Origin of the sequence: Heyndrickxia acidicola, from assembly GCF_001636425.1 — a bacterium.
GTDB lineage: Bacteria > Bacillota > Bacilli > Bacillales > Bacillaceae_C > Bacillus_AE > Bacillus_AE acidicola.
In genome coordinates this window covers 1,579,841-1,603,535 of the sequence record NZ_KV440953.1, presented here as the reverse complement: position 1 = coordinate 1,603,535, position 23,695 = coordinate 1,579,841, and the positions used below count along the sequence as shown (strand labels likewise).

The window sequence follows — 23,695 nt, the reverse complement described above, 5'->3', positions numbered from 1 at the left end:
ATATATGCAGAGATATCCAGATTATGTTGTGAAAAGCGTAAAAGGTAAATTTGCAGTTTGTGAAAGGAGGGTATAAGGGTGAATTACATCAAAGAATTAAATGCTTTCTATGATTGGCTCGAAACAAATTCTCTTCCCCCATCAGCAATTAATTTATGGCATGCGCTAATGAACATAAATAATAAGGCTGGATGGATCCCTGAATTTGCAGTAGCTAAATCAGTAATAGAAATCAAAACAGGCTTGAAGAAAGACGCCTACTATAATGCCCGGAATGTTCTTAAACAAAAAGGAAGGATCGACTTTAAAGAGAGAGGGACTAGGGCGGCAACCTTTCGAATAATATCGTTTGACTCGTCTGAAAAACCGACAAGTAACCAGATAAGCGAAAACAACTTGTCTGAAAAACCGACAAGAACCCCGACGAGTACCCCGATAAGTGCCCAGACAAGTAGCACGACAAGTACCCGGAACATTAATAAACTAAACAAAACTAAAAGAAACGAAACTAATACAACTGCTGCTGACCGGGTGAATTATTTTGATTCATACATGCTTTGTTTTAAAGGCCAGCCAAGTCCTATTCAAATTCAAGAGATTAATTATTTTATAGACCAGGAAGGCATTGAAGAAGAGGCTGTATGTATTGCTTTCAAGAAAGCTGCAGAAGCAGGGGCTAAATACTCTTATGCCCGATCAATTCTTAACAACTGGGTCTCTAAAGGCATTAAGACAGTTCAAGATGTTGAGGAAGAGAATAAGGCCTATGAACAGTCTAAAAAGAGCTTTTCTAATCGTCGGGGAGTTGTCCGCCAAGAAAAACTCCCTGATTGGTACCAGGAGCCCCAACAAGCTCAAGTGGTCCCATTGCCAGGCATTAACCCCAATGAAACTTATGAAGAGAAACGGGCGCGATTAGAAAAAATGCAAAAGCAGTTCCAAAAATCAGGATCGTGAAAGGAGTAGTGTATGGCAATTCTTTATAAAGCCGTTCAGCAGGATATGAAGCGCAAATTTATTATCCAGCAGCTAGAGAATGCCGACATCAAAGAACATCAAAAACAATCTATCTATGAACTAGAATACCGAACACTTAGGTATCTTTTAAGCCTTCATAGGATACAAAATGAGGTGTGATTTTTTGCAACGAATACCAGCTAAAGAATACCGTAAAACGGTAACAAAAAAAAGACATAAGTACGGAAATAAGAAGACCGTTGTTGATGGAATTACCTTCGATTCCAAAGCAGAAGCTAAATACTATGAACAGCTTAAATGGTTAGAGCAGGCTAAAGAGATAAAGAGCTTCAAACTACAACCTAGATACATACTTCAAGAAGGCTTCGTCAAGAACGGTAAGAAATATCGGAAGATTGAATATGTAGCAGACTTCGAGGTTCATAAGTTAGATGGAACCATAGAAGTTATTGATATAAAAGGCGTGGGAACGAAAGAGTTTGCTTTAAAAAGGAAGCTATTCGAGGCTAAGTATTTGGACACTCTTTCGGTCCTGGCATATGACGAGACATTCGGTTTTATTGAATTGGACAAGTTGAAAAGCTAAAGAAGAAAAAAGGAGGCTTGAAATGAGTGAAGTAAAGACACGGATTGACTATATGGAGGCTTGCTTGGACAAGCCTCTCACAATGCCTCGGTTGGAAACCATGACGATCTATAGAGATGACTTCGACTGGATGGTTAAAACGATTGAAGAGCTGCTGGATTTTCAGGAGGAAGCCCTTAAATCAGCCAAGACCATTTATCGGCAGAATAAGCGCATTGAAGAGCTGGAGGAGGAAATTGTCCAGTGGAAAAAATCACACTCTGGGAAATGATTCAAGAAGTTATAAATAGGCTCAGGAAAAAATGAATATAAAACAATTATAGAAGTAACTTTTAAAGCCAATAATAACAGAAAGTCGTAAATCTTGGAGATCACATGGCCTTTCAACAAATTAATCTTATGCAATTTAATTTGGCTACAAAGAAAGTAAATACACTCTATTTAAAAAAGCAAATAATGATTAGAGAAAAGAACACAATGGATGAGTTTTTTGAACGTTTATATCATGGAGACCTAGCGTCAGCTATGAAAATTTATGGAGCATCCGACAGTTTTATTGACATGCATCTTCGCAGGATTTGGCGTAGTTTAGAAAATTAAACATGGTTACAAACAATAAATCATTGCAGTTTTGAGACAAACTGTGCAATAAAGGGGGCGAGAAAAATAGTGTCGTAATTCGTCCATTATGCGAAGGAAGTACATTAAAAAAGAAGTATTCTAGGACGCTTCTTATCATTAATTTAATGTTATAGAATGAAATTTGCTAATCAGCTTATCTAATTGTTTACTATATTTAATTGTTTTTGGGTGAGCCTACCCTTTCTGTTTTTCAGCATTTATTATTTTTTGTTTCAAGTGGAAAATTTGATTTTTTAGTTTGATGGTTTCAAATAATGTTGTCATGTAAAAAGCCCCTAAGATGTTATTAGGACTTTATTTTCACATGAATTTATTAAGAGAAGGTGAAGCTAATGTAAAAATTGAGTAGAAACAATAATAGTTTTGTTTGGAGGAATACATAGCATGAAAAAAGAAGTGCCCAGGGCACTCCGAAGTTTTGGGTTGGAAATATAGTTAAATCTCAGTCTATGAAAGTCAACTCAGAGATGTGAACTAGCTCAATCTTATGGTTATCCTCAAGTTCTTTAATTTCACAATAGCCGGATTCATATTTCTTAAGTACTATGTATTCTTTCCCTTTGTATATAACTCTCTCTGTTAACATTACTTTCTCCTCTTGATTGATTATGTATACTAGCAGTCCTAGTATAGCATAAAATTAAACCTATAAAAATACTGGGATTTAAAGAAAAAAAGAAGCCTCTTAAGATGCTTCTAACCCTTTATTCAATATTAGTCGCTCAAATTTAATTATTAATTTATCTAATTCTTGACTACATTCTATTGTTTCAGGATGGCTTAGACCTTTCTTTTGTCCAACCATTATCATTTCACTTCTTAATTGCGAAATTTGATTTCTTAAATTAATAGTCTCTAACCAAGTAGTCATTACAAATTACTCCCAATTACAAATTTGTTGAAATATACATTATAACTATTTTTAACGATAAATACATTATAATCGGGAAATATTCATTAAGTTGTCGAATTTACTTGGATCAAAATAGAGAAATAATAAAATCATTCTACAAAAAAAGCCAGGATTCCTCCTGACTTCGCCAACTTAATTATACCATAGGGGGAATCTGCATGAGACTAAAAGATATAGACATTAATCCTAGTACTATGAGACTAGAAATTGATATAATGGAACAAAAAGGTAGTTTTGCCATTGTTGTTTGTGATGGTAAGGCTAGACTTACTCTGCTACCTGAACATGGGGAAACAAAGATAGTTACTCATCAAGGGAAGATTAAGCGGGTTAAATTTGATGAAGGGGAAGAGTTCTAGTGGATGATTGGATTAACGATTTAATAATGTTTTTAATCCATTTGCAACAAATGAAAGTAAAGGTGAAAAAAGAAGATTTACTAGGTGCTTTATGTTTTGTAGAGAATTATCAACAATTTAAATCTATTTTAGCTTTGTATAAAGATTATGGCCTGAAAATGGGGATTAAAATATATGAAAGCTTACCTCATTATATTTGTGACTATAATGACTGTCTTGAGATTTTAGATTACTTAAAGGAAAATTCCAAAGGCCTAAGAGCTGATTACTTTATTCAGCTAATCTTGTTGAGTCAGGATAGGGAAAAGGCTGAGAAAGCATATAAAGATGCTCAAATTTTTAATATAAAGCTCGCTGAAAGCTGGATTGATAGATACGATGAGAAGAATACCGTTCACTCCAACTTTTTTGAAATTCAAAAACAACGGTTAAGTTATTATGGAAAACCTTTTATGGCTAAAATAAAAAAATTAAAGCAAGAAATAGCAACAATGTCTATTTCTACTGTGAAAAAACAGGCTGAAAATAACAATAGAAAAGGCACCGTTGTATACAGTCAAAATCATTATTATAGAAGTGAATTTGTTAAGCAATATGCCTTGAAAGTAGCAAAAGGCGTTTGCCAACTGTGTAGACGCCCGGCTCCTTTCTTGAACAAGGATTATAATCCATTCTTAGAAGTACATCACATAGATTATTTGTCCAAAGGCGGAAAGGACCGTATAGATAACGTTATAGCGATTTGTCCGAATTGTCATCGAAGAGTTCACGTTTTAGAGGATAACGATGATTATATAAAGTTAAAGTATAGGGCAAATTTACTTTTAAAGATTTACTAGTTTTACCTGTGCTAATGCTCAGAGAAAAATATTATGGGTTAAGTTTGATGAGGAGGAAGAGCTTTGAAAGAACAAATTCTAAAGGACTATGATAATAAAAAAATAATCTTTATTGAATTAGAAGAAAAAATAAAGGGATTAATAAACTCACTAATAAAAGAACAAGGCTTAACTATTCATGGGATAGAATCTAGAGTGAAGCAAAAAGAAAGTCTATCGAAAAAGATAGACGAAAAGGGAGACAAATATAATGGTCTTGAAGAAATTACTGATACTTTAGGGTTAAGGATTATAACTTACTTTGAGGACGATGTTGACAAAATTGCCAATTTAATAAAGACTGAATTTTTACTAGATGAAAAAAATTCTACTGACAAAAGGGATAAAAAGCCAGACACTTTTGGATATTCTTCTTTACACTATATAGTAAAGTTAAAAGAACCCCGAGCATCATTACCGGAATATGCAAGATTTAATGATATTAATTTTGAGTTGCAAATTCGATCTATTTTACAGCATGCATGGGCAGAAATCGAACACGACATTGGATATAAAAGTGCCATCTCAATACCGAAAAATGTTAGAAGGAATTTTTCAAGAATTGCCAGTTTATTAGAATTAGCTGATATAGAATTTATAAGGATAAAAAAGGAAATCCAAAAATACTCAGAAAAAGTTAAAGAAAATATAAAATTAGATAATCTTAACATACCGCTAGACAAAGTAACATTAGAAGAGTTTCTAGAAAATTCGAGTTTAATTTCTGAGATAAACTATCATTTTAAAAGATTATTTAATGCCGTTGAGGTAAAATATAGTGATCGTGCTGTAGAGAGTGATTTAAAACGGTTAATGTATTTTAATATTACAACTTTAGAGCAACTCCAATCTGAATTATTTAACAGGAAAGACAAAATTTTATCGTTTAGTGCTAAATGGGTAGAAAAAAATGCTATTACAATCTCAAAGGGAGTGGCTTTATTTTATTTAGAGTACCTATTAATTGGCGAAAAAAATGATGTAAATGCTATAGAAAAGTATTTACAAGAGTTTTCAATAGGGCAAGAATATAGGAAAACAGCTGAAAAAATTCTTAGAGTAATAAATGAAATGTGATGCTACCAGCTAACTGGAGGACACTGAATGAGCGCTACGGCGTTTGTTTGGTGTCCTTTTTAATTTTGAAATGGGGGATAAAATGATGGGAGTAAAGCAACTTTCGTTTTTTAGTGAAGTAAATGAAAAAGAGGTGCGTCGGATTGTAGGACGTGAACTCAAGCAATATAAGGCACTAAAGGTGTCCCTAGAAAATAAATTAGAGCGTCAGGAAGCAGGAATCGCCTTTTTATATCCTTCTCTTCATTCTGAAGAAAGCAAAAAAGAGCTTAAGGTGAAGCAAATGGAGCGTGCTCTGCAGAATGCCCTTGATGATATTGAACGAGAAATTATTAAACAAAAATATTTATCAACTACTCGGGTCAAAGACATTAACTTATATATAGAAATGGGATTAACAAAGGACCAGTACTATTCATATAAAAGACAAGCCATATTGCAAATTGCCACGGCACTCGGAATTATTTGAGTGTCTTTATTTTTGCTCAAGAAAAAGCCGACAAAATCCAGAGAAAAAGCCGACAAAAATAGGGACATTTTAAGGGATAAAATAGGGGAATTTTTATTTTTCCAATACAGGTAAGATTTTCTTATCAGGTTAATACCTGGTAGGAGACACATCTTTCCTTTATCAATGGTGTACTCGGGTGTATCGAATGACTGTGAAGGTTGCCGGCTGATTTTACGGGGGAACAACTGGAGTCTAGGCTGTATTGCGTACGATAGCCACGGGAAGAGCAAAGTGTGAGATTCCTTTGCGAGGACTGCTTGATTTTTCAGCGACCGTTACTACAATCCTGGCCACCTCCCGGGTGATTGATAAAGGACGGGATAATATCTTTAGCATTTAGCACAAGGTGGTGTAAGGAGAGGAATAAATGAAAATAAAAGATCAGTTAAGTAAACAGGAAAGAACACATCTGCAGGCCATTTCTAAACGTGAAGAAGAGAAACTATCGAAAAATGACTGGCTGGATCTTATGGGTGCTAAAAAGAGCACATTTAAAAGGGTCCATGGTCGTATTAGAAGGAAATAATTTTTTCATGTAGAGCTATGTAGATAAAGAATGGAGGTGTCTCTTATGAAAGATCCAGGCGTCGTGGGGGGGGATCACCTAGATCCCAGCGATGGCGGTGGCCATCATTCTGATCCGGGTGGAGCAGGTAGCTCACCCTCTTATTGTGATCCCGGTGGTGGTGGCTTCTAAGCACTCATTCATTTGAGTGCTTTTTATTTTGCAGGAAAACATCTCCTATTGTCGAATTTTTAAAGATACTAGGAGGTAGTCGTTTATGAGGATAACAATGGATATAGATTACAAATCTAATGCTGCGAAAAATTTTAAAACAAACATTATTGGCATTGAAGCAAGCCACGAGTTAATTAAATCTGGAATAAATTCACATCAATATGGTGAAAACTTATTGCCTGCAATGATTTATTATTATCGTGGTATGAAAATGTTAGCTATTTCAGTATTGGAGAGATTTTATATTGAATTCTTGATAGAAAGCATCAATAAGGAAGAGATAAAAGACAAAGACACATTAACAACCCACATAAGAAAAAAGTTAAATTATAAAAAAACACAGCTTTTATCGTATCAGAGGTTAGAAAGCGTAAATAAGTATTTTAAGTTATTTATAGATAAAAATATTAAATTTAATGAGTTCCAATCGATTTCAAGAATTAAGGAAATGTTATCCGTTCGCCATAATACGGTGCATAACTTTGGTTATATAGATAAAAAATTTAAGTTGGAAAATAAAAAGTGGATAGAAGAAGAACCTAATGCAGAAGTAATAATACCAACTGAAGGTTCTTTTACAGTAGACCTTATTACTCTTCAAACCTTTGTTAGATATATAGATGGTTATTTCAAAAACACCAAGTAAGGTGTTTTTTTATTATTTTAAGTGGGGGTGGGTGATATGTAGTGCCAAGGCGAAGAGATCCTAAAAGGGATGAAGCTTTTGAGATTTTTAAAAAGCATGATGGAAAGATAACCAATCGTGCTCTTGCTGCAGAACTTGGCATTCCTGAAAAGACCATTGGCGGTTGGAAGTCTAAAGATAAATGGAATGGCCATCTGAACGGAGTACTCCAAACAAAAATACGGAGTACTCCAAATAAAAGTGTGGCGAAAAAAGCACGTTCTCCAAGTGGTAAAAATGAAAATAAAGACCACAGTGAATTAACTGATAAACAAAGACTTTTTTGCGTAAATTATCTCAAATACTTTAATGCAACAAAAGCATATCAAAGTGTATATAAATGCTCCTATTTAACTGCTAGAGTTGAAGGTCATAGACACCTAACAAAACCTAACATAAAAAATGAAATTGAACGTTTGAAAGCTGATTATCAACTTGAGATATCATTAGATGGGAAAGCAGTGTTACAAAAATACATTGATATTGCTTTTGCTGATATTACTGACTTTGTTGACTTCGGGCAAAAAGAACAACTTGAAACCAATGCATTCGGAGAGCCTGTACTCGATGAAAACGGCGATCAAGTAGTTTATAAATACAGTTATGTTGATTTCAAAAATGCTGATGAAGTAGACGGCACTTTAATTACAGAAGTGAAGAAAGGTAAAGACGGTGTAAGTGTAAAGCTGGCCGATAAGATGAAGGCCTTAGAATTCCTTTCTAAATACACAGATCTCCTTTCTGAAAATGACCGTAAGAAGCTTCAAAACGAAAAGCTCAGAATGGATATTGAAAAGACAAAAGCTGAGGTTGAAAAGATCTCTACTGGTTCAGATGAAAAGCCAGTTGAAATTGTAATAAAACGGGGAGTAAAGAAAGATGGTTGAAAAAGAGGTTAATCCCCATTTCGAAGATTTTTTGTTCGATTGGAGCACTAAGTTTCAGTTTTTAGTTGGGGGCTATGGATCCTCGAAGAGTTACCATGTTGCTCTTAAGTTAATCCTAAAGCTTCTGAAGGAAAAACGGACAGCCCTGGTGGTTCGGGAAGTATACGACACTCACAGGGATTCAACCTTTTCCCTTTTAGAGGAACTGGTCATAGACCTGCAGCTGGATGACCGTATTAAATGCATGTCCTCACCTATGCAGATTCGCTTCCCTAATGGCAGTAAGATCATCTTTAAAGGGATGGACAAGCCAGCAAAGCTAAAATCGATCAATAATGTTTCTATTGTTTGGATTGAAGAGTGCTCTGAGGTAAAATACGCAGGTTTTAAAGAACTCCTTGGACGTTTAAGGCATCCAACATTAAAGCTCCATATGATTCTTTCTACAAATCCAGTAGGCGAAGATAACTGGTCATTTAAGCACTTTTTTAAAGATGAATTGAATAACCGGTTAATCCTCGATGATGAAGATTTATATGATCAACGCACTAAGGTAGTAAATGATACTTACTACCATCATTCAACTGCTGATGATAATATCTTCCTTCCTGAAAGCTACATTGAACAGCTTGAGGAGATGAAGGAATATGATCCAGACCTTTACCGTATTGCCCGGAAAGGTCGTTTTGGCGTTAATGGGATTAAAGTTCTTCCACAGTTTGAGGTAATGGCTCATGAAGAGCTGGAAGCAACGCTTAGAAGGTTGCCAAATCCCATTAAAAGAGTTGGTATGGACTTTGGCTTCGAGGATTCCTATAACGCATTGTATCGATTAGTAATAGATCCAAATAGAAAATACCTCTACATCATTTGGGAGTATTACAAAAACAAAATGACCGATGATCTGACAGCCGAAGAAATTAAAGAGTTTAAACAAACTCGTGAGCTCATCAGGGCCGATTCTGCTGAGCCTAAAACAATTCAATTTTATAAACAGCAGGGTTTTAATATGCGTGCTGCTAAAAAGTTTCAAGGTTCTCGGTTGCAATATACCAGGAAGGTTAAGAGATTTAAGAAAATCATTTGCTCTGATCAATGTCCAAATGCCATTTTTGAGCTTAAAACCCTCACTTATAAGAAGGACAAAAACGACATCATCATTCCGGATGAGTTTAACATAGACCCACATTCATTGAGTGCTATTTGGTATGCTCTTGATGATTATGAGGTGTCTGATCTCAAGAGTCCAATTGATAGATATAAACAAATGGCTCAACGAAGGCGGTGAAAAATATGAATGCAAGACAAAAGGCTAAGATGTACAAAAAGGATTTTCTTATCGGAAATGGCAAGGGGCATGGAAGAGATCCACTGACTACTCAAAAGCCACATTTTAGAAGACGTTTTCCGGATGAAGAATTAACGGACCTATATGCTACAAATGCCATTGTTCAAAATATCATTGATATTCCGGCAGAGGATATGACGAAGAACGGCTTTGATCTAGTAATGAAAGACGAAAAGCTGAAAAACGCTATTATGCAAAAGCTTCGAGACCTTGACGTGAAGAATGCCTTCAAAAAAATGAAGTCTTATGAGCGATTGCATGGTGATGGATTTATTTCGTTAGGTGTTACTCAAAGAGTTCCGTTTACTTTAGACCAACCTCTGGATCCAAGAACATTAATGAGTGTAGATTATATCCATCCTTTTAGTGGCATGAAGGTAAATGAATTTATTTTAAATGATGATATGTTTAGTGCTAACTTCGGTCGAGTAGAGAAGTTTCAGGTCTATCGTCAAAATCTTACTGGTTATAACATTGCTGGTATCATGCAGGCGGATGTACATTGTTCTCGTTTGATTCATGACCAAACAAGACGGTTAGACGATGGATATGAGTATGAATATAGGGGAAGGTCGTTAATAGAACCTCTTTATGACATCATTACAATCATGGATACTTCTTTGTGGTCAGTTGGACAAATCCTTTATGATTTTGTATTCAAGATTTACAAATCAGAAGGTATAAATGATATGAGTACTGATGAAAAATATGATCTTGGCATGCTAATGAATTTTGCTTTTAAAACCGAAGCAATGGGAATTATCGGTGAAAATGAGGAGTTAAAAAAGGAATCTACAAACGTTTCAGGCATTAAAGAACTGCTAGATTTCGTTTGGGATTACCTGTCCGGAGCTGTCCGGATGCCTAAGTCCGTTATTAAGGGGCAGGAAGCTGGAACTATTACTGGTGCTCAATACGACATTATGAACTATTATGGCCGTATAGCTGCTATGCAGGAAAATGAGATGCGCCCTAAGTTGGAGCATTTAGTTCGCTTGTTATTATGGTCATCTGCTGAACTTGGAGGACGAATTGACCCAGATAAAATTGATTGGAAACTTAAATTCAATCCTCTTTGGCAGCTCGATTCTAAAACGGACTCTGAAATACGTCTGGCAACTGCCCAGGCTGACCAAATATACATGACGAATGGTGTATTAACTGCAGACGAAGTCAGGGAAACACGTTTCGGCCAATTCGGGTTAACGAATGAGCTTAAGTTTAATGGTGATGTAGCTGATCTAGACAAAATGGCCTTGGACGTCTACAAAGCCTATAGGGAGAACCATTAACATGGCTAGAAGATTGGTGCCTAAAACCAAATTCCCTTATGCTTCCGAGGTTTTTTACTATCGAGAGCTAAATAAACTCGTTAAAGAACTAGGAAAAGTGACCATGCAAGTATTTAATGACCAGATCAAGCCTCAGGTTGTCCAATTTCGAATGAAAAATGACTCCGAGTCTTACAGGGTGGATGGACCTTTAGACATCATACAGAGGGCAATAGACGTCATTAAAGGGTTGTCTCTTGGAATCTTTTCAAATAATACAATTCAATCGATTTCAAGTCGGTTTGTTACCTCTGTAAATTCGTTAAATAAAACAAATATGGACGCTCAGGCAAAGGTGAGGGGAATCAACCCTATTCAAAGTGAACCTTGGCTGGATGAATATATCCGGACGTCAATAAAAGAAAATGTTAATTATATCAGCACCATTAAAGATGAGTACTTTTCGAAGATCGAAAGCATTATTCTCCAAGGTGTAAAAAATGGAGATAGTATTAAATCCGTTCGTGATCAATTGGTCGAAAGAGTAGGGATGACCCAAAACCGAGCTAAGTTTATTGCAGTTGACCAGACAGGCTCTATCTTTGGACAAATGACTGCAAAACGACATCAGGAAATGGGTGTTGAGAAGTTCAAATGGACTGATTCAGGTGATAGCAGGGTTCGTAAAAGGCACAGGGAACTAAACGGAAATGTTTATTCTTATGCTGACCCACCATCCGAGGGATTGCCGGGGACTCCTTTTCGGTGTAGATGTGTTGCGGTACCAGTATTTGAATGATTAATAAATAAAAAGAAGAGGTCTATCACTCTTCTTTTTAGGACATTATTTCTTGATTTAGTCTTTTTTCAAAGTTTCTATGTCTCTGTACAGTTTTAGCGCTTCTTTCATATGTAAATATTTTGAGTTTCTTAATTATCTTTACAGCACTAGCGTCGAATGGACTATCACCTAATAAACGATTTAAATCTTCTTCAAATATTTTTTGAACTTCAGTAGGGATGTAGGCTAAATCAATTCCCTCTACTTTTCCTGTAAAACTGATTTCAAACCTAGCTGTAAATCCAGAATTAATAGTGCCCTTTAAAATAATAGTATACGGAGTCTTTCTTCTTGCACTATCAATTATTAGGTTGCAATTAATGAACTCTTCCATAAATTTCACCACCTTTGGAATTATTATAACTTATTGGGAAAAATTTTAAAAAAGCTTTATTAAAGGAGATGAGAACATGTGAAGCTAAAGAGGTACGACACAACCTTTATAAATGATTATGACGAAACACCAGAAGGTTATCTGACAGTTACTGTTCCGATAACTCGCCCTGGTGTTTTTCCGTATCAACGGCAGGATGGAAGCATTCAGATGGAAGCCAAGCTGCCAGAAGATATATTCAGTGATTTAACCATTCAATCGGCAAAATCAAAACCAGTTACGGACGACCATCCAAATGAACCGGTTACCTTACAAAATTACAACTTGTATTCAAAAGGATTATCCCATACGGATGCTAGAGTAGAAGATTTAAAACTCTATGTTTCTCTGACAGTTACCGATGCAGGCCTGATTCAAAAAATACAGGACGGTAAACGAGAGATTAGTATTGGCTTTTTATCTGATATTGTGGCCGAATCCGGGACTTACCAGGGGCAATCTTACGAATATGTCCAAAGAAATATCGAAATTAACCATATCGCAATTGTGGACCAGGGCCGGGCAGGACCGGAAGTGTCAATCCGTGGTGATTCAGATGCCTGGCAGATTAAAAATGAGGGAGGAAAAGAGAACATGGCAACATACAAGATTGATGGAAAAGAATATGAAATGGACTCGGCCGTTAAATCTTTTTTAGAAGCACAGGCGGCTAAAATAGATGCCGCTGAAACAAAAGTTAAGGATCATGATGCTCTGCAAGGCCGTTATGATGCTCTAGATACTAAATTCAAAAATCTAGAGACAGAACTTGAAGAAGCAAAGAAAAACACGCTGTCCGAAGATGAGCTGGAAGAGAAAGTGAGTGAACGAATTGAATTGGTTAGCACTGCTAAGCCACTGCTGGGCGATTCGTTTGATTTTAAAGGTAAGAGTGACCGAGATATTAAAGAAGCTGTTATCGTGGCTGTAAAGCCGGAATTTAAAGGCGACGGGCGTTCAGAAGAATACATCAATGCTTTTTATGAGGCAACTGTGGACAACGTTAATACACGAGGGTTCAGTTCTGACGGATTAAATAACCTGAAAAATGTCGGGGGAAAATCCAAAGGATCCGCAACCGATATTGAAGAAAAGAAAAATAAGCGTATGAACATGAAAGAAAATGCTCAAAAACAAGCTTAATAACAAAAATAGATGAAAGAAGGAGGGCTTAGCACATGCCTATTATGGATTATAGAGAGTATATGACGCCCGAACTGGGCAAAGGAAAAAATGCCTCATATCATGAAGGCCATGCCGACACAGGAGCTGCAGGAGCCGATATTCAATGGGGGCTGGCAGTTCAATTAAGTGCTAGTAACCCAAATCAAGTTATTCCGTACGATGGTACAGGAAACTTCCAGGGAGTAGCCATGGCTAATCACTATGCAGAGACTCGATTATCCGATGTTTCTCAATTTATTGATGGCCATTATGTTGCCAGTGATGCAGTTTCTTATTTACGCCGTGGCAGCATCTTTGTCGAAGTGGAGGAAGACGTGATTAAAGGAGACAATGCTGTAATTGATAAAACAACGGCGAACTTCCGTCCTGCAACAACTACCATTACAACTGTTTCAGGAGTTATCGGATCATTTAAATCATCTGCAGCTGCAGGAAATCTAGCAGAATTAGAAATTAACTTACCATAAGGATAGAGGGGGAAGACAATCGTGGCAGAAGAAAGAGTAATGTTTAGAGCGCTCGACCTGGAAGCTATTGATAACAGGTTATATGAGCCAAAATATGAGGAGCTAACTGCTCGAAGCGTTTTTGAAATTAAATCAGATATCCATCCAGGTGCTGAAACACATGCTTATAACGTCATGACAAGAACAGGCGTGGCCAAAATCATGGGTAATGCTGCTGATGATCTACCACTAGTAGATGCTGACTTCCGCCGCGAGTTCGCACGTATCTATACGATCGCAGTGGGCTTCACTTATAGCATTCAAGAAATGCGTGCTGCTCAAATGCCGGGCACCATTTTAAAATCAGTTGATGCTACAAAAGCAGATGTTGCTAGACGGGCAGCTGCAGAAAAAGAAAATGCCATCGCTTGGATTGGGGAGCCTAATTACAACATCAAGGGCGTTGTAAATACAGTAGGTATTCAAGTTGAAGCTGTTGATGCTGGAGCAAGTGGCCAAACAAAGTGGAATCAAAAAACAAGTACGGAGATTGTTGAGGATATCCGCAAACTTCGTAAAAAGGTAGCTGTATTACCTGGACATGCTTCATCAGGTGACCTGATTTTGGCGGTACCAGCTGACCAATACGAGGAAATGAACCGTCGATACAGCGATTATGATGCCCGTTCTATTATGCAAGTCGTAAAGGAATATAACTGGTTCTCCAAAATCAACCGTGTCCCTGACTTAAAAGGTGTTGGAACTGCAGGAAGTGACTCCATGCTTGTAATAGATACGTCACCGGACGTCATTCAGTTGGTCATTCCAATGGATCTTACACGTCTAGAGCCAGAATGGAAATATCCAAAATGGACGGTACCAGCTGAGGAACGTTTTGGCGGAGTTATTGTTCGTTACCCTATGGGAATCGCGAGAGGAGATGGCATTTAATTATGTTGGTACAAAATAAAGGTGATTATGTTCGTCATATTGGTGTCCGGTTAATTCCGGGCACGAATAATTTAAATCCAATTGATGCAGAAGCTTTCAAAAAAGCACTTGAACATCCTTTAAACAAACACTTAGTGGATGAACTAGAAGAAATCGTGGTCCAAGAGGGTGGAATCACAGATTTAACACCCACAAAGGCAAAACAATTAGTGAAAGATACTTTTGATGTGACTGTTTTAGAAGAATGGCAAGGTGTTGAAACTAGGAAAGCTGTCTTAAATGACATTGCAAAGCAAATCGAGTCCATTAAAAACCTGCCAGAAGACCAAATTCATAAAGAAGAATAGGGGTTGACGTCCTATGGATGAAAATACAAGCCCTACAACGCCTGCTCGTGTTAAAGCAATTGCAAAGCACCTCAATATTATGAGTGATGATGATCTGCAGATATTCATTGACGATGCCTTCCAAGAAGTTTTGACTACTGGCGCTAAGGAAGAGTACCACGAACGCTTAACTAGGTATCTAGCAGCTCATATGGCTTCTATTAATGTGAGACAAGCAAATGAGGAGAGCGTGGGTCCTCTAACGAAGATTTATAATCTATCAAGAGCTAGCGGTGAAACAGGAAAAGGTGCTGCAATGTTAACGCCTTACGGTGAGGAATACGATCGCCTTATGCGTCGAGTTACCGGCCGTGGACGCCTCAACTTAACGGTGGTTGGATATGGACGTCCTTACTGATGAAGTAGGATTGAATCGTCTTTACCAGGAATTAGCCGAGCTTGATCGATACTCGATTGAGATTGGTATATTCGGGTCGGACGATTCTTTTTATACTATGATTGCCAACGTTCATGAGTTTGGTATGACAATACATGCGAAAAATCAATACCTAACCATACCCACAAAAGAAGCTGAGGGAAGGAAAGCTGCAGATATACCAGGCCTGTTTAGACCAAAAGGGAAAAATGTTCTTGCGGTTAAAGACGGGGATGGAATTAAGGTTATGTTTATTCTAAAAGAGAGTGTAAACATCCCTGAACGTTCATTTGTGCGATCCACATTTGATGAAAAGAATGATGAGTGGCTGGATTTTCTTGAGGGTCAGATTGAAAAGGTTTGTGAGTTAGAGATCGATGCTAAAACAGTATTCAATCGATTAGGAGCAAAAATTGTAGGGGATATTCAAGAAAAAATGAGGGATATTCGAACACCGCCGAATGCTCCTTTAACTGTTGAAAATAAAGGATCGGATAATCCGTTAATTGTTGATGGCAGCTTAAGGCGTCATGTCACATGGAAGTTGGTGAGGGACAATGGGGAGTATGTTTGATTTCTCGGATTTGCTTGCCGAATACAGTTTTCCGATACAGGTTATTAGTCCTGAAGCAGGTACAAAAGGGACTTATAGTAAGCAAACCGGGGAATGGGAGGCATCGCCCACTGCAGATCCTATTGATACAACAGGAGCAGTTATTCCGTATTCATCCAATGAAATTTATCAAAGTGGTGGCCGTCTTACTAAGTTGGACAGGCAGTTACTAATTGATTTAGATATCCCGCCAAAGAGCATAATCATTTACAACAACCAAAAATACTCGGTTGAGCAGGTGATCCCATATGGCGATTATGCTAGCTTCAATCAATATGAATTAAAGTGGGTGAGCGCCTTTGAGTGACTTTGATTATAAAAACGTAACCAGTGCTCTTATTCAGTCTGTTAGTGATGCAACTGGATATCAGCTTATCGAAGGCAATAGTTCAGGTGATCAACCTGAATATCCTTTTTGTACGTTTACTTTTACCTCTCCCATGATTGAAATTGAAAGAAATTACGATGGACGCCTCTTTGAAATAGTACTGTCACTTACATGGCATGATACTAGTTCAATAGGCGTCTTAAATTTATCTAAAAAGCTAGAAACCTATCTTAAATCTACATTGGGAAGACAAACACTAGAGGATAACGGAATTGTTTTGGTTGATACGTCTAACAGTAATGCCAGAGATAATCTTATTTCAATAGATTATGAGAGAACAGCTGGGTTTGATATTCAACTCCGTGTCCGAGATTCCTTTGTAGATAATGCTGATTCTATTGAAAGCATTCAAATAAATACTGGAGGTAATGAATAAGATGGCACTTCAAGACATTCAAGTAACAATAGATATTCAACGCCCATCTCCGAGAGTGGGCCTTGGCCGGCCGTTAATCTTAGCAGAATCTGCTTCAACAACGTCAACTTATACAGAATATGCATCAATTGATGACTTAGTAAAAGATTATGCGGAAACTACCACGGTTTACAAAAAGGCTGCGGCCGTCTTTGCTCAAGCCAATGCTCCTGACATTGTGGCTGTGGCAACTTATAGTGCGACTGGCGGTGGGGATCCTTCCACGGGACTAACCATTGTGGCAGCATTTGAAAAGTATTTCGGTAATGCTTGGAACTTTTTGCTTTTACCAGACGCGATTGCTTCAGAAAGGTTAGCTGTATCAAATGCTTTGGAAGCTCATAAATTTAAGTTCCTTGTTTTAAAAGTAGAAACACAGGATGAACTGGCACAGTATATCTCTAATTCAAGGACTATTTGTTATTATCACCCTAGCAAAACAGGTGAAGAGCTGGATGCGGCGATTATTGGAGAGGCAGCCTCTTTGCAAGTAGGATCAATAACATGGAAATTCCGTAAGAATCTTGTAGGAATTACACCCGTTGATATCACTTCAGATGATCTTAAAGCCATTCATGCTGCTGGGGCAAATATGTATGTAGAAAAAGCCGGCATCCCTCAAACGTCTGAAGGCATCACTGCGACAGGACAGTATATTGATATCTTACATGGCCAGGACTGGGTGAAGGTTAACGGTGAAAATTCACTGCAGCTCTTGCTTTCGGACAACGATAAAATTCCAAGCAATAGTATTGGGGTATCCATGGCTTCGTCAGTCCTAACCACCGTGCTGACGACAGCCACTCAAAATGGAATTATTGAAAAAGATGTAAATGGAAATGCACTTTTTTCAGTAACTGCTACACCGATTGATCAAATTCCTAAAACCGATCGTGAAAAGCGCATCTATAGTGGGCTAAGTTTTCAGTACACACCACAGGGCGCTGTTCATGAAATGACCGTTACAGGAACAATTGTTGAAGAATAACAAAGGCGGGCATTTTAGCTCGCTTTTTTGTATAAAGAGGAGGAAACGAAATGGCAGATGGAGTTTATGATGCTTCCCAAATTGCAGTAACAGCACAGAATATGAGTGTAACGGGGTTTAAAAAAGGAACTTTCGTTACAGCAAATAAGGATGACGACAACGTTACAGTAGAATCCAATGCTCAAGGAGAAGCCACGTGGGCTATTAATAATTCAAAGCTGGGTACAATCACACTTACTCTTAACCAAACATCACCATTCTGTAAGTTTTTCAACGGACTGGCTAAAAGCCACGCATTCTTTCCTATTTGGGTGGATGATCCGATTGGTGGAGAGAAGCGTGGAGGTACACAGGCGATGGTTACAAAGGTTGCAGACGCAACCTACTCAGATGGAAATGAAGCACGTGCATATACAATTAAAGTCGGAGATTTTGACATTATTAATAGCTAATAAAAAAACTAAAATACTGGAGGTAATTTTAAATGCCTGAAAACCAAACTATAGATCAAAATGTGGATAATACTGTGGATAAAACGGAGGTCACTTCCACACCTAAACAACCAATTAGTAAATTCGGTTTGCAAGAAACACATACAGTTGAAGGTGTAGATTATACTTTTCAGTTCCCAGGAGTAAAAGACACCATTGAACTTGTTGATCGATCTAAAAACCGTTTTGGAAATATTATTGATTCCCTTTATTATCAGGAAATCATGGACAATGTCATAGTAAGTCCAAAAGTTGATTGGGATCACTGGGACACAAACAATGGTCTGCGTGAGGTAATGGCACTAGCCGATAACTTTCTTGGACGCCAACTGTAGGTTCGATCCAAAAGAGGTATATGATCGAAAACTTGAAGAAGAATTTTCTTTCTGGCTCCCCGTAATGGCGGGGATAGCCAGCAAGGAAGAAGTGAGTAAAATGACAGCTCATCAATTAGGAGTAGCCAACGCGGCTGCCCGATTAAAACTAAAGCTGTTTGAGGGGAGTTGATGGATAATTGAAGACTTTAAGAAATACTACTATGAAAGTCAATATTGAAGTCAACTCTAACCCTTTACAACAAGCAGACAAACTCATCGATGCCTCCATTAAATCCGCGGCAAAGCTAGAGAATCAGTCGAAGGCAAGTGGCAGACAAATAGAGACTGCTGGAAAACAATATGTTGAAGCAAGCCAAGGGGTAAAAAAGAATACAGATTCCCTGAGTATGAATGCAAAGCAGTCCAAGGATACGAGTCGCCAGCATGAAAGTTTAGCCTCTGCTATTCGAAAAGCCAGAGATGGATTTAATGAGCAGAAGAAAAGTGTAGACGGTGCGAGCAAATCACTTAAAGATCTTGTCTTAAATGCTGATACAGCTAAAAAAGCAATGGAAACCATTGGAGCCGGATTATTGGCTAAAAAAATGGCTGACCTGGGGGCTGCAGCTGTCAAAGTTGGTATGGATTTTGACAAGCAAATGAGTGGTGTCCAAGCAATTAGTGGCGCAACTAAAGACCAATTCCAGGCCATGAGGAAAGAAGCTATTTATTGGGGAGCTGCTTCTACCAAATCTAGCTCAGAAGTGGCAGAAGGTATGATGAATCTTGCCCAGGCAGGTTTCTCTGTAAAGGGCATAATGGGAGCCATTCCGGGTGTCATTAATGCTTCAGCTGCATCAGGTGCTGATATGGCAATCGCCTCTTCTGTTATGTCTGATGCTCTGAATGCTTTTGGGTTGAATGCTTCTAAGGCTACTCATATTGCGGATGTACTAGCTATGTCAGCGAATAAAACAAATGCTGATATTACTGACCTTGGATATACCTTTAAATATGCTGCACCAGTCGCACATACATTAGGATTATCATTGGAAGACGTATCAGCAGCTGCAGGATTAATGGCAAACGCGGGTATCCGTGGGGAAACCGCCGGTACCACGCTTAGATCAGCCATGCTTTCATTAGTTAGTCCTACTAATAAAGCGGCGGCTGAACTAGATGATCTTAAAGTTAAAATAACTGATTCCCATAAACAAATGCTTCCTTTTGGGACGATTGTAGGTGAACTTCAAACCGGAATGGAAGGAATGACAAAGGCCCAAAAGGCCGCGGCCATTTCTACGATCTTTGGTAAAGAAACAACCTCCGGCATGCTAGCAGTCATTAGTGCTGGTCCTAAGAAATATGAGGATTTAACTAAAGCTTTGCAGAACTCCGACGGGGCTTCAGCGAAGGCAGCACATACCATTCAGGATAACTTTGCAGGAGCTGTAGAACAGTTAGACGGAACTCTGGAAAGTATGGCTATAAACGTTTCTGATGTCCTAACACCTGCAATCAGAGAGATGACAAACATTCTTTCTGCAGCAGGTAATGTGTTCAATGGCCTAAGTGACTCAGGTAAACGGACAGCCGTTGAAATAGGTTTAATTGCTACAGTAGGGGCTCCTACTGTGTTTTTCTTTTCTAAGGTTTATAAGGGCATAAAGCTTATAAAAGACTTTATGAAAACTGCAGGACCTTCCTTTAGTAATTATCGAAGTGAAATGGCTAAGACAGGGGCATCCGCACTTGAAATGGCCTCTCAAGTTAAAAAGGCAAATGAAATCATGGAATCATCAAGTGGTAATGTCGTTGCGCCAAGTACTAATAGTGCAAAAGGCGCAAAGAGTTATTCCCAGCTGATGAAAGAAGCAAACAATAAGAAAGTTACTGGAAGCACCGGAAAAGTAATCACAGCCGTAGAAGAAGTTGAGCAATCAGCTGCTAAATCAGGGGTATTATCTAAGCTTGGAAAAGTCGGCAAGGGTGTTGCAAAAGGAGTTGGCAAAGGAGCATTAAAATCAGTTCCTTATGTAGGAACATTGCTTTCTGCTACTGACCTTCTAAATATAAATGACAATAATTCTGGCCAAAAAATAGGCAACTTTAGCGGAAGCCTTATTGGCGGAGCAATTGGTGGCGGTTTAGGATCATTTCTAGGACCAGCCGGAACTATGGCTGGTGCTGCAATAGGTAGTGTAGGAGGAGAAATGCTAGGAGGATGGTTAGGACCTAAAATACAAAAATCATTCTCTTCATCCCTAACTGGCGTAGAGAAATTTGGCAAGGGAGTTTCCAAAACAACTGCCCAAGCATACAACGATTTCAAACAGCTAAACGACAAAGCTACTTCACAATTGGAGTACCTTTCTATATCAGGTGATAAGCTTTCTAAAAGTGCTTCTAATAGCCTATCTAAAAATTTTAATGATATGGCCAAAAATGTGGAAGATGATCTCTCTAAAAGTGCTAAAAATACAAAGGGTAACTTGCAAAAGCTTGTTACAGCTGGGGTTTTAAATGCAGATGACATGAAGGGAATATTAGTTACCCACAATCGTGTTCTGGCTTCCGAGAAAAGTGATATTGAAAAGACTAATAAAAAAATTCAAGCTGCAAATAAAAATATGTACATCGAGTCAAAACAAATCACCTCAAAGTATGAAAGCGAAATTAACGCAATCAAGTCAAAGGCTAAGAAAAAAGGTATAGCCTTAACTGAAGAGGAAATGAATAAAATAAAGTCTCTTGAGCAACGAGCAGCAGAAGAGAGACGCAATGTCCAAACAAAGTATAAAAACCAGATTGAAAAACTCCAACAGCAACAAAATAAAAACGTCATAACAGCTCTATCTGGATCAGCCAGGGAACAAAAATTAATCTTGGGCAAATTAAGAGATGATAGCGAAAAAATAAGTGCTAGCCAAGCTGCTGACATCGTTAAACAATCAGTTAAAGCGAGAAACGGAGCTGTCTCTGAGGCCAATAAGAAATATAAACAAGTGATGGATGCAGCTGATCAGGAATATTACGTAACAGGGTCCATTTCAAAGAGCCAATACGATGAGATTAAAAAGAATGCCACAAAGCAAAGAGATGACGCAGTTAGTTTAGCTAACGATATGAATAATAAAGTCGTAGCTGCAGCTAAACAACAGGCAAAAGGACATCTTAACGAAATTGATTGGGAAACTGGACAGTCTTTGAGCAAGTGGAATCAATTTGAAGTTAGTTTATCTAAAGTTGTGAACTGGATTTCAGGTGGAATAAACAATGTTTTGAAGTTCATGCATATTCCTACTATTCCAATGTGGAACCCAGCTGGGACGACAGGAGCAAATGCTACTACACCAAGTAGTTCTAGTGCTACTAGCTCTCGGGGTATTAATGTATCTGGTACAGGCGCCATGGCAACCTATGCAGCAGGGACAAGTTATCATCCCGGAGGAAAATCTCTAGTAGGGGAAGAAGGACCGGAACTAGCCTATATCCCTTATAAAGGCGCTACCTTAGTAGGACAAAATGGAGCAGAGGTAGTTGACTTACCAAAAGGTGCCCGTGTTTTACCTCATAGTCAGACAAAGCTAGTACTGAATGGCGGTCTTAGTGGTACAATGCCAGGGTACGCAAGTGGAACGTTGGGAGCCATACAAGATTTTACTTCTTGGTTTTTACACCCTGTCCAACAAATTGAGAAATGGTTCTCTAATTTTTTACCAATGAAAAACGACTTGGGTAATTCACCTGGATTAGGAACCGGAATTCTTAATTATGCTAAGGACGGTATAGGGAATTATGTGAAAAGTGCGGTCAGTGACTTTGTAGGTAGTGGTGGACAGGCTGCAGGAAGCAAACAAGTACAAGCCTGGTTATTAGAAGCTATCGGAGCAACGGGTGTTTCTCCTTCCTATTTACCTGCTTTAAGCCAAATAGCGATGCATGAGTCCGGGGGCAATCCGCGGGCTATTAATCTATGGGATAGCAACGCAAAGGCCGGTCATCCTTCCAAAGGGTTAATGCAAACGATCGATAGTACATTTAAAGCCTATGCTCTCCCGGGCCATAACGATATATGGAATCCAGTAGATAATGCCATCGCATCCATTCGTTATTCCATATCCCGTTATGGATCCATTGACAATGTTCCTGGCATTAAGAGTCTGGCAAGTGGCGGTAAGTATAAGGGATATAAAATGGGTGGCCGGAAATTCGGTAATGATCGGGTTTTGGTTGGAGAAGACGGACCAGAACTTGTAGATCTACCAGATGGCAGCAACGTTCATAATACCAATAAGACACAGGACATTTTGAAACAAACAAAAGGAAATATAACAATCAATCTCTCTCCTGTTTTTAATATCAATATTGGTGACTCTAATGGTAGTTTGGAATCCAAAGTACAACAGGTACTTAATAAAGGGATTGAAGAACTTATGAAAGATCTTCGAGCGATGTTTGATCCGGGGGTGGCGATGTAATGGGGGTTTTAGCAGGCTATAAAATTGCCAATCTGCAAGAAACAAAGACCAATACAGTAAATGTCACCTCTTATCCTACAGAAAAGGGTTTACCGGTTACTGACGGAGTTCAACGGCAGCCAAAAACCTTTAACATATCCGGAAAGATTCTTGGTAAGACAAGCAGCGATGCTGAAAAAATTTATAATGCGTTAGAAAAGAAACAAAATGCTGGGACAGTTGTAAGTTATGTAGGCCGCACCTCTGCTAAAAATGTCATTATCACCAATATCCAACTTACGTATGATAATACGATTGGAAACGGGATGGCTGTTAGCATCGACCTCCAGGAGATTAGGATTGCAAATAGTCCGTATGTGTCTCAAAAGACCGCTGTAAAAACGAGCGGAAAGAAAAGTACATCCAACACCAAGAAGACGAATGCGGTTTATCATAAGGTGCGGAGTGGCGAAACATATGGAAGCATTGCTCATCGATACGGGACAACCATCAAGGCTTTAGAAAACTTAAACCCATGGCCAGAGAAGAAAATCCCCGTAGGAGCTAACATGCGGATAAAGTAGGTGAATG

At 38.3% G+C, this 23,695-nt stretch carries 31 protein-coding genes; 29 read left to right on the top strand and 2 right to left on the bottom strand.

All coding sequences use genetic code 11. The features are described from left to right. The first annotated feature begins 78 nt into the window (after positions 1-78). The 5 genes from A5N88_RS07525 to A5N88_RS25445 all read left to right on the top strand — a co-directional run bounded on the left by A5N88_RS07525 (position 79) and on the right by A5N88_RS25445 (position 2,164). A complete protein-coding gene (locus A5N88_RS07525; RefSeq protein WP_066264531.1) occupies positions 79-957 on the top strand; it encodes a DnaD domain-containing protein in 879 nt (292 codons plus the stop codon). A gap of 12 nt (positions 958-969) precedes the next feature. Further along, entirely contained in the window at positions 970-1,137 is a 168-nt protein-coding gene (locus A5N88_RS24780; RefSeq protein WP_157090623.1) for a hypothetical protein, read from the top strand. A 13-nt stretch (positions 1,138-1,150) separates the two neighbouring features. Next, positions 1,151-1,564, top strand: coding sequence for a DUF1064 domain-containing protein (locus A5N88_RS07520; RefSeq protein WP_066270341.1), 414 nt, complete (start codon positions 1,151-1,153; stop codon positions 1,562-1,564). 22 nt (positions 1,565-1,586) lie between these two features. Then, a complete protein-coding gene (locus A5N88_RS07515; protein ID WP_066264530.1) occupies positions 1,587-1,835 on the top strand; it encodes a hypothetical protein in 249 nt (82 codons plus the stop codon). A gap of 104 nt (positions 1,836-1,939) precedes the next feature. Further along, the gene (locus A5N88_RS25445) at positions 1,940-2,164 is read left to right on the top strand and encodes a hypothetical protein (RefSeq protein ID WP_066264528.1); all 225 of its coding nucleotides are present in this window, start codon (positions 1,940-1,942) and stop codon (positions 2,162-2,164) included. A gap of 727 nt (positions 2,165-2,891) precedes the next feature. Here A5N88_RS25445 and A5N88_RS07505 read toward each other — a convergent pair. Then, complete coding sequence (locus A5N88_RS07505) at positions 2,892-3,077, bottom strand: aspartyl-phosphate phosphatase Spo0E family protein (RefSeq protein ID WP_066264527.1); 186 nt, start codon at positions 3,075-3,077, stop codon at positions 2,892-2,894. 200 nt (positions 3,078-3,277) lie between these two features. Between A5N88_RS07505 and A5N88_RS07500 the strand changes: the two genes are divergently transcribed. From A5N88_RS07500 to A5N88_RS07460, 10 genes are all read left to right on the top strand, one after another. After that, positions 3,278-3,478 carry an XtrA/YqaO family protein gene (locus A5N88_RS07500; protein WP_066264526.1) on the top strand — a complete coding sequence of 67 codons (201 nt, stop codon included), beginning with the start codon at positions 3,278-3,280 and terminating at the stop codon, positions 3,476-3,478. Continuing rightward, positions 3,478-4,317 (top strand): HNH endonuclease, encoded by an 840-nt coding sequence (locus tag A5N88_RS07495; protein ID WP_066264525.1) that lies wholly within the window; start codon positions 3,478-3,480, stop codon positions 4,315-4,317. Before A5N88_RS07500 ends, A5N88_RS07495 begins: the two co-directional genes overlap by 1 nt. Positions 4,318-4,380: 63 nt before the next feature. Next, positions 4,381-5,433: a GTP pyrophosphokinase gene (locus A5N88_RS07490; protein WP_066264523.1), complete on the top strand. Its 1,053-nt coding sequence runs from the start codon at positions 4,381-4,383 to the stop codon at positions 5,431-5,433. 85 nt (positions 5,434-5,518) lie between these two features. Continuing rightward, positions 5,519-5,902, top strand: coding sequence for an ArpU family phage packaging/lysis transcriptional regulator (locus tag A5N88_RS07485; RefSeq protein WP_198160201.1), 384 nt, complete (start codon positions 5,519-5,521; stop codon positions 5,900-5,902). 409 nt (positions 5,903-6,311) lie between these two features. Further along, positions 6,312-6,470: a hypothetical protein gene (locus tag A5N88_RS25440; RefSeq protein WP_198160199.1), complete on the top strand. Its 159-nt coding sequence runs from the start codon at positions 6,312-6,314 to the stop codon at positions 6,468-6,470. 256 nt (positions 6,471-6,726) lie between these two features. After that, on the top strand, positions 6,727-7,329 hold the full coding sequence (locus tag A5N88_RS07480) for a hypothetical protein (protein WP_066264522.1): 603 nt from the start codon (positions 6,727-6,729) through the stop codon (positions 7,327-7,329). Between the two features lie 41 nt (positions 7,330-7,370). Further along, on the top strand, positions 7,371-8,255 hold the full coding sequence (locus tag A5N88_RS07475) for a terminase small subunit (protein ID WP_066264520.1): 885 nt from the start codon (positions 7,371-7,373) through the stop codon (positions 8,253-8,255). Next, positions 8,248-9,543 (top strand): PBSX family phage terminase large subunit, encoded by a 1,296-nt coding sequence (locus tag A5N88_RS07470; RefSeq protein ID WP_066264516.1) that lies wholly within the window; start codon positions 8,248-8,250, stop codon positions 9,541-9,543. The genes A5N88_RS07475 and A5N88_RS07470 overlap by 8 nt, the downstream gene beginning before the upstream one ends. Before the next feature lie 5 nt (positions 9,544-9,548). Further along, on the top strand, positions 9,549-10,895 hold the full coding sequence (locus A5N88_RS07465) for a DUF1073 domain-containing protein (protein WP_066264514.1): 1,347 nt from the start codon (positions 9,549-9,551) through the stop codon (positions 10,893-10,895). Between the two features lies 1 nt (position 10,896). Beyond that, complete coding sequence (locus A5N88_RS07460) at positions 10,897-11,673, top strand: minor capsid protein (RefSeq protein WP_066264512.1); 777 nt, start codon at positions 10,897-10,899, stop codon at positions 11,671-11,673. A gap of 37 nt (positions 11,674-11,710) precedes the next feature. Here the strand turns inward: A5N88_RS07460 and A5N88_RS07455 are convergent, their stop codons facing one another. Continuing rightward, entirely contained in the window at positions 11,711-12,049 is a 339-nt protein-coding gene (locus tag A5N88_RS07455; protein ID WP_066264510.1) for a hypothetical protein, read from the bottom strand. Between the two features lie 78 nt (positions 12,050-12,127). Here A5N88_RS07455 and A5N88_RS07450 point away from each other — a divergent pair, with 78 nt between their 5' ends. The 14 genes from A5N88_RS07450 to A5N88_RS07385 are packed head-to-tail and all read left to right on the top strand — an operon-like array spanning position 12,128 to position 23,688. Beyond that, on the top strand, positions 12,128-13,231 hold the full coding sequence (locus A5N88_RS07450; protein WP_066264509.1) for a DUF2213 domain-containing protein: 1,104 nt from the start codon (positions 12,128-12,130) through the stop codon (positions 13,229-13,231). A gap of 35 nt (positions 13,232-13,266) precedes the next feature. Then, positions 13,267-13,740, top strand: coding sequence for a structural cement protein Gp24 (locus A5N88_RS07445; protein ID WP_066264507.1), 474 nt, complete (start codon positions 13,267-13,269; stop codon positions 13,738-13,740). A gap of 21 nt (positions 13,741-13,761) precedes the next feature. Beyond that, on the top strand, positions 13,762-14,670 hold the full coding sequence (locus A5N88_RS07440; RefSeq protein WP_232317546.1) for a DUF2184 domain-containing protein: 909 nt from the start codon (positions 13,762-13,764) through the stop codon (positions 14,668-14,670). Positions 14,671-14,672: 2 nt separating this feature from the next. Next, complete coding sequence (locus A5N88_RS07435; RefSeq protein WP_066264505.1) at positions 14,673-15,017, top strand: hypothetical protein; 345 nt, start codon at positions 14,673-14,675, stop codon at positions 15,015-15,017. A gap of 13 nt (positions 15,018-15,030) precedes the next feature. Further along, positions 15,031-15,414: a DUF4054 domain-containing protein gene (locus A5N88_RS07430; protein ID WP_066264503.1), complete on the top strand. Its 384-nt coding sequence runs from the start codon at positions 15,031-15,033 to the stop codon at positions 15,412-15,414. Next, complete coding sequence (locus A5N88_RS07425) at positions 15,398-16,006, top strand: hypothetical protein (RefSeq protein WP_066264502.1); 609 nt, start codon at positions 15,398-15,400, stop codon at positions 16,004-16,006. The genes A5N88_RS07430 and A5N88_RS07425 overlap by 17 nt, the downstream gene beginning before the upstream one ends. Further along, positions 15,990-16,352, top strand: coding sequence for a hypothetical protein (locus tag A5N88_RS07420; RefSeq protein ID WP_066264500.1), 363 nt, complete (start codon positions 15,990-15,992; stop codon positions 16,350-16,352). The genes A5N88_RS07425 and A5N88_RS07420 overlap by 17 nt, the downstream gene beginning before the upstream one ends. Then, entirely contained in the window at positions 16,345-16,809 is a 465-nt protein-coding gene (locus A5N88_RS07415; protein ID WP_066264498.1) for a phage neck terminator protein, read from the top strand. Before A5N88_RS07420 ends, A5N88_RS07415 begins: the two co-directional genes overlap by 8 nt. A 1-nt stretch (position 16,810) precedes the next feature. Further along, positions 16,811-17,836 (top strand): DUF3383 family protein, encoded by a 1,026-nt coding sequence (locus A5N88_RS07410; protein WP_066264496.1) that lies wholly within the window; start codon positions 16,811-16,813, stop codon positions 17,834-17,836. 50 nt (positions 17,837-17,886) lie between these two features. Further along, positions 17,887-18,288, top strand: coding sequence for a phage structural protein (locus A5N88_RS07405; protein WP_066264495.1), 402 nt, complete (start codon positions 17,887-17,889; stop codon positions 18,286-18,288). A 32-nt stretch (positions 18,289-18,320) separates the two neighbouring features. Then, positions 18,321-18,662, top strand: coding sequence for a hypothetical protein (locus tag A5N88_RS07400; protein ID WP_198160197.1), 342 nt, complete (start codon positions 18,321-18,323; stop codon positions 18,660-18,662). Further along, on the top strand, positions 18,646-18,834 hold the full coding sequence (locus tag A5N88_RS07395; RefSeq protein WP_066264493.1) for a hypothetical protein: 189 nt from the start codon (positions 18,646-18,648) through the stop codon (positions 18,832-18,834). Before A5N88_RS07400 ends, A5N88_RS07395 begins: the two co-directional genes overlap by 17 nt. Positions 18,835-18,841: 7 nt before the next feature. Then, entirely contained in the window at positions 18,842-23,125 is a 4,284-nt protein-coding gene (locus A5N88_RS07390) for a phage tail tape measure protein (protein ID WP_157090622.1), read from the top strand. Further along, positions 23,125-23,688 (top strand): LysM peptidoglycan-binding domain-containing protein, encoded by a 564-nt coding sequence (locus A5N88_RS07385; RefSeq protein ID WP_066264490.1) that lies wholly within the window; start codon positions 23,125-23,127, stop codon positions 23,686-23,688. Before A5N88_RS07390 ends, A5N88_RS07385 begins: the two co-directional genes overlap by 1 nt. The last annotated feature ends 7 nt before the right edge of the window (positions 23,689-23,695 follow it).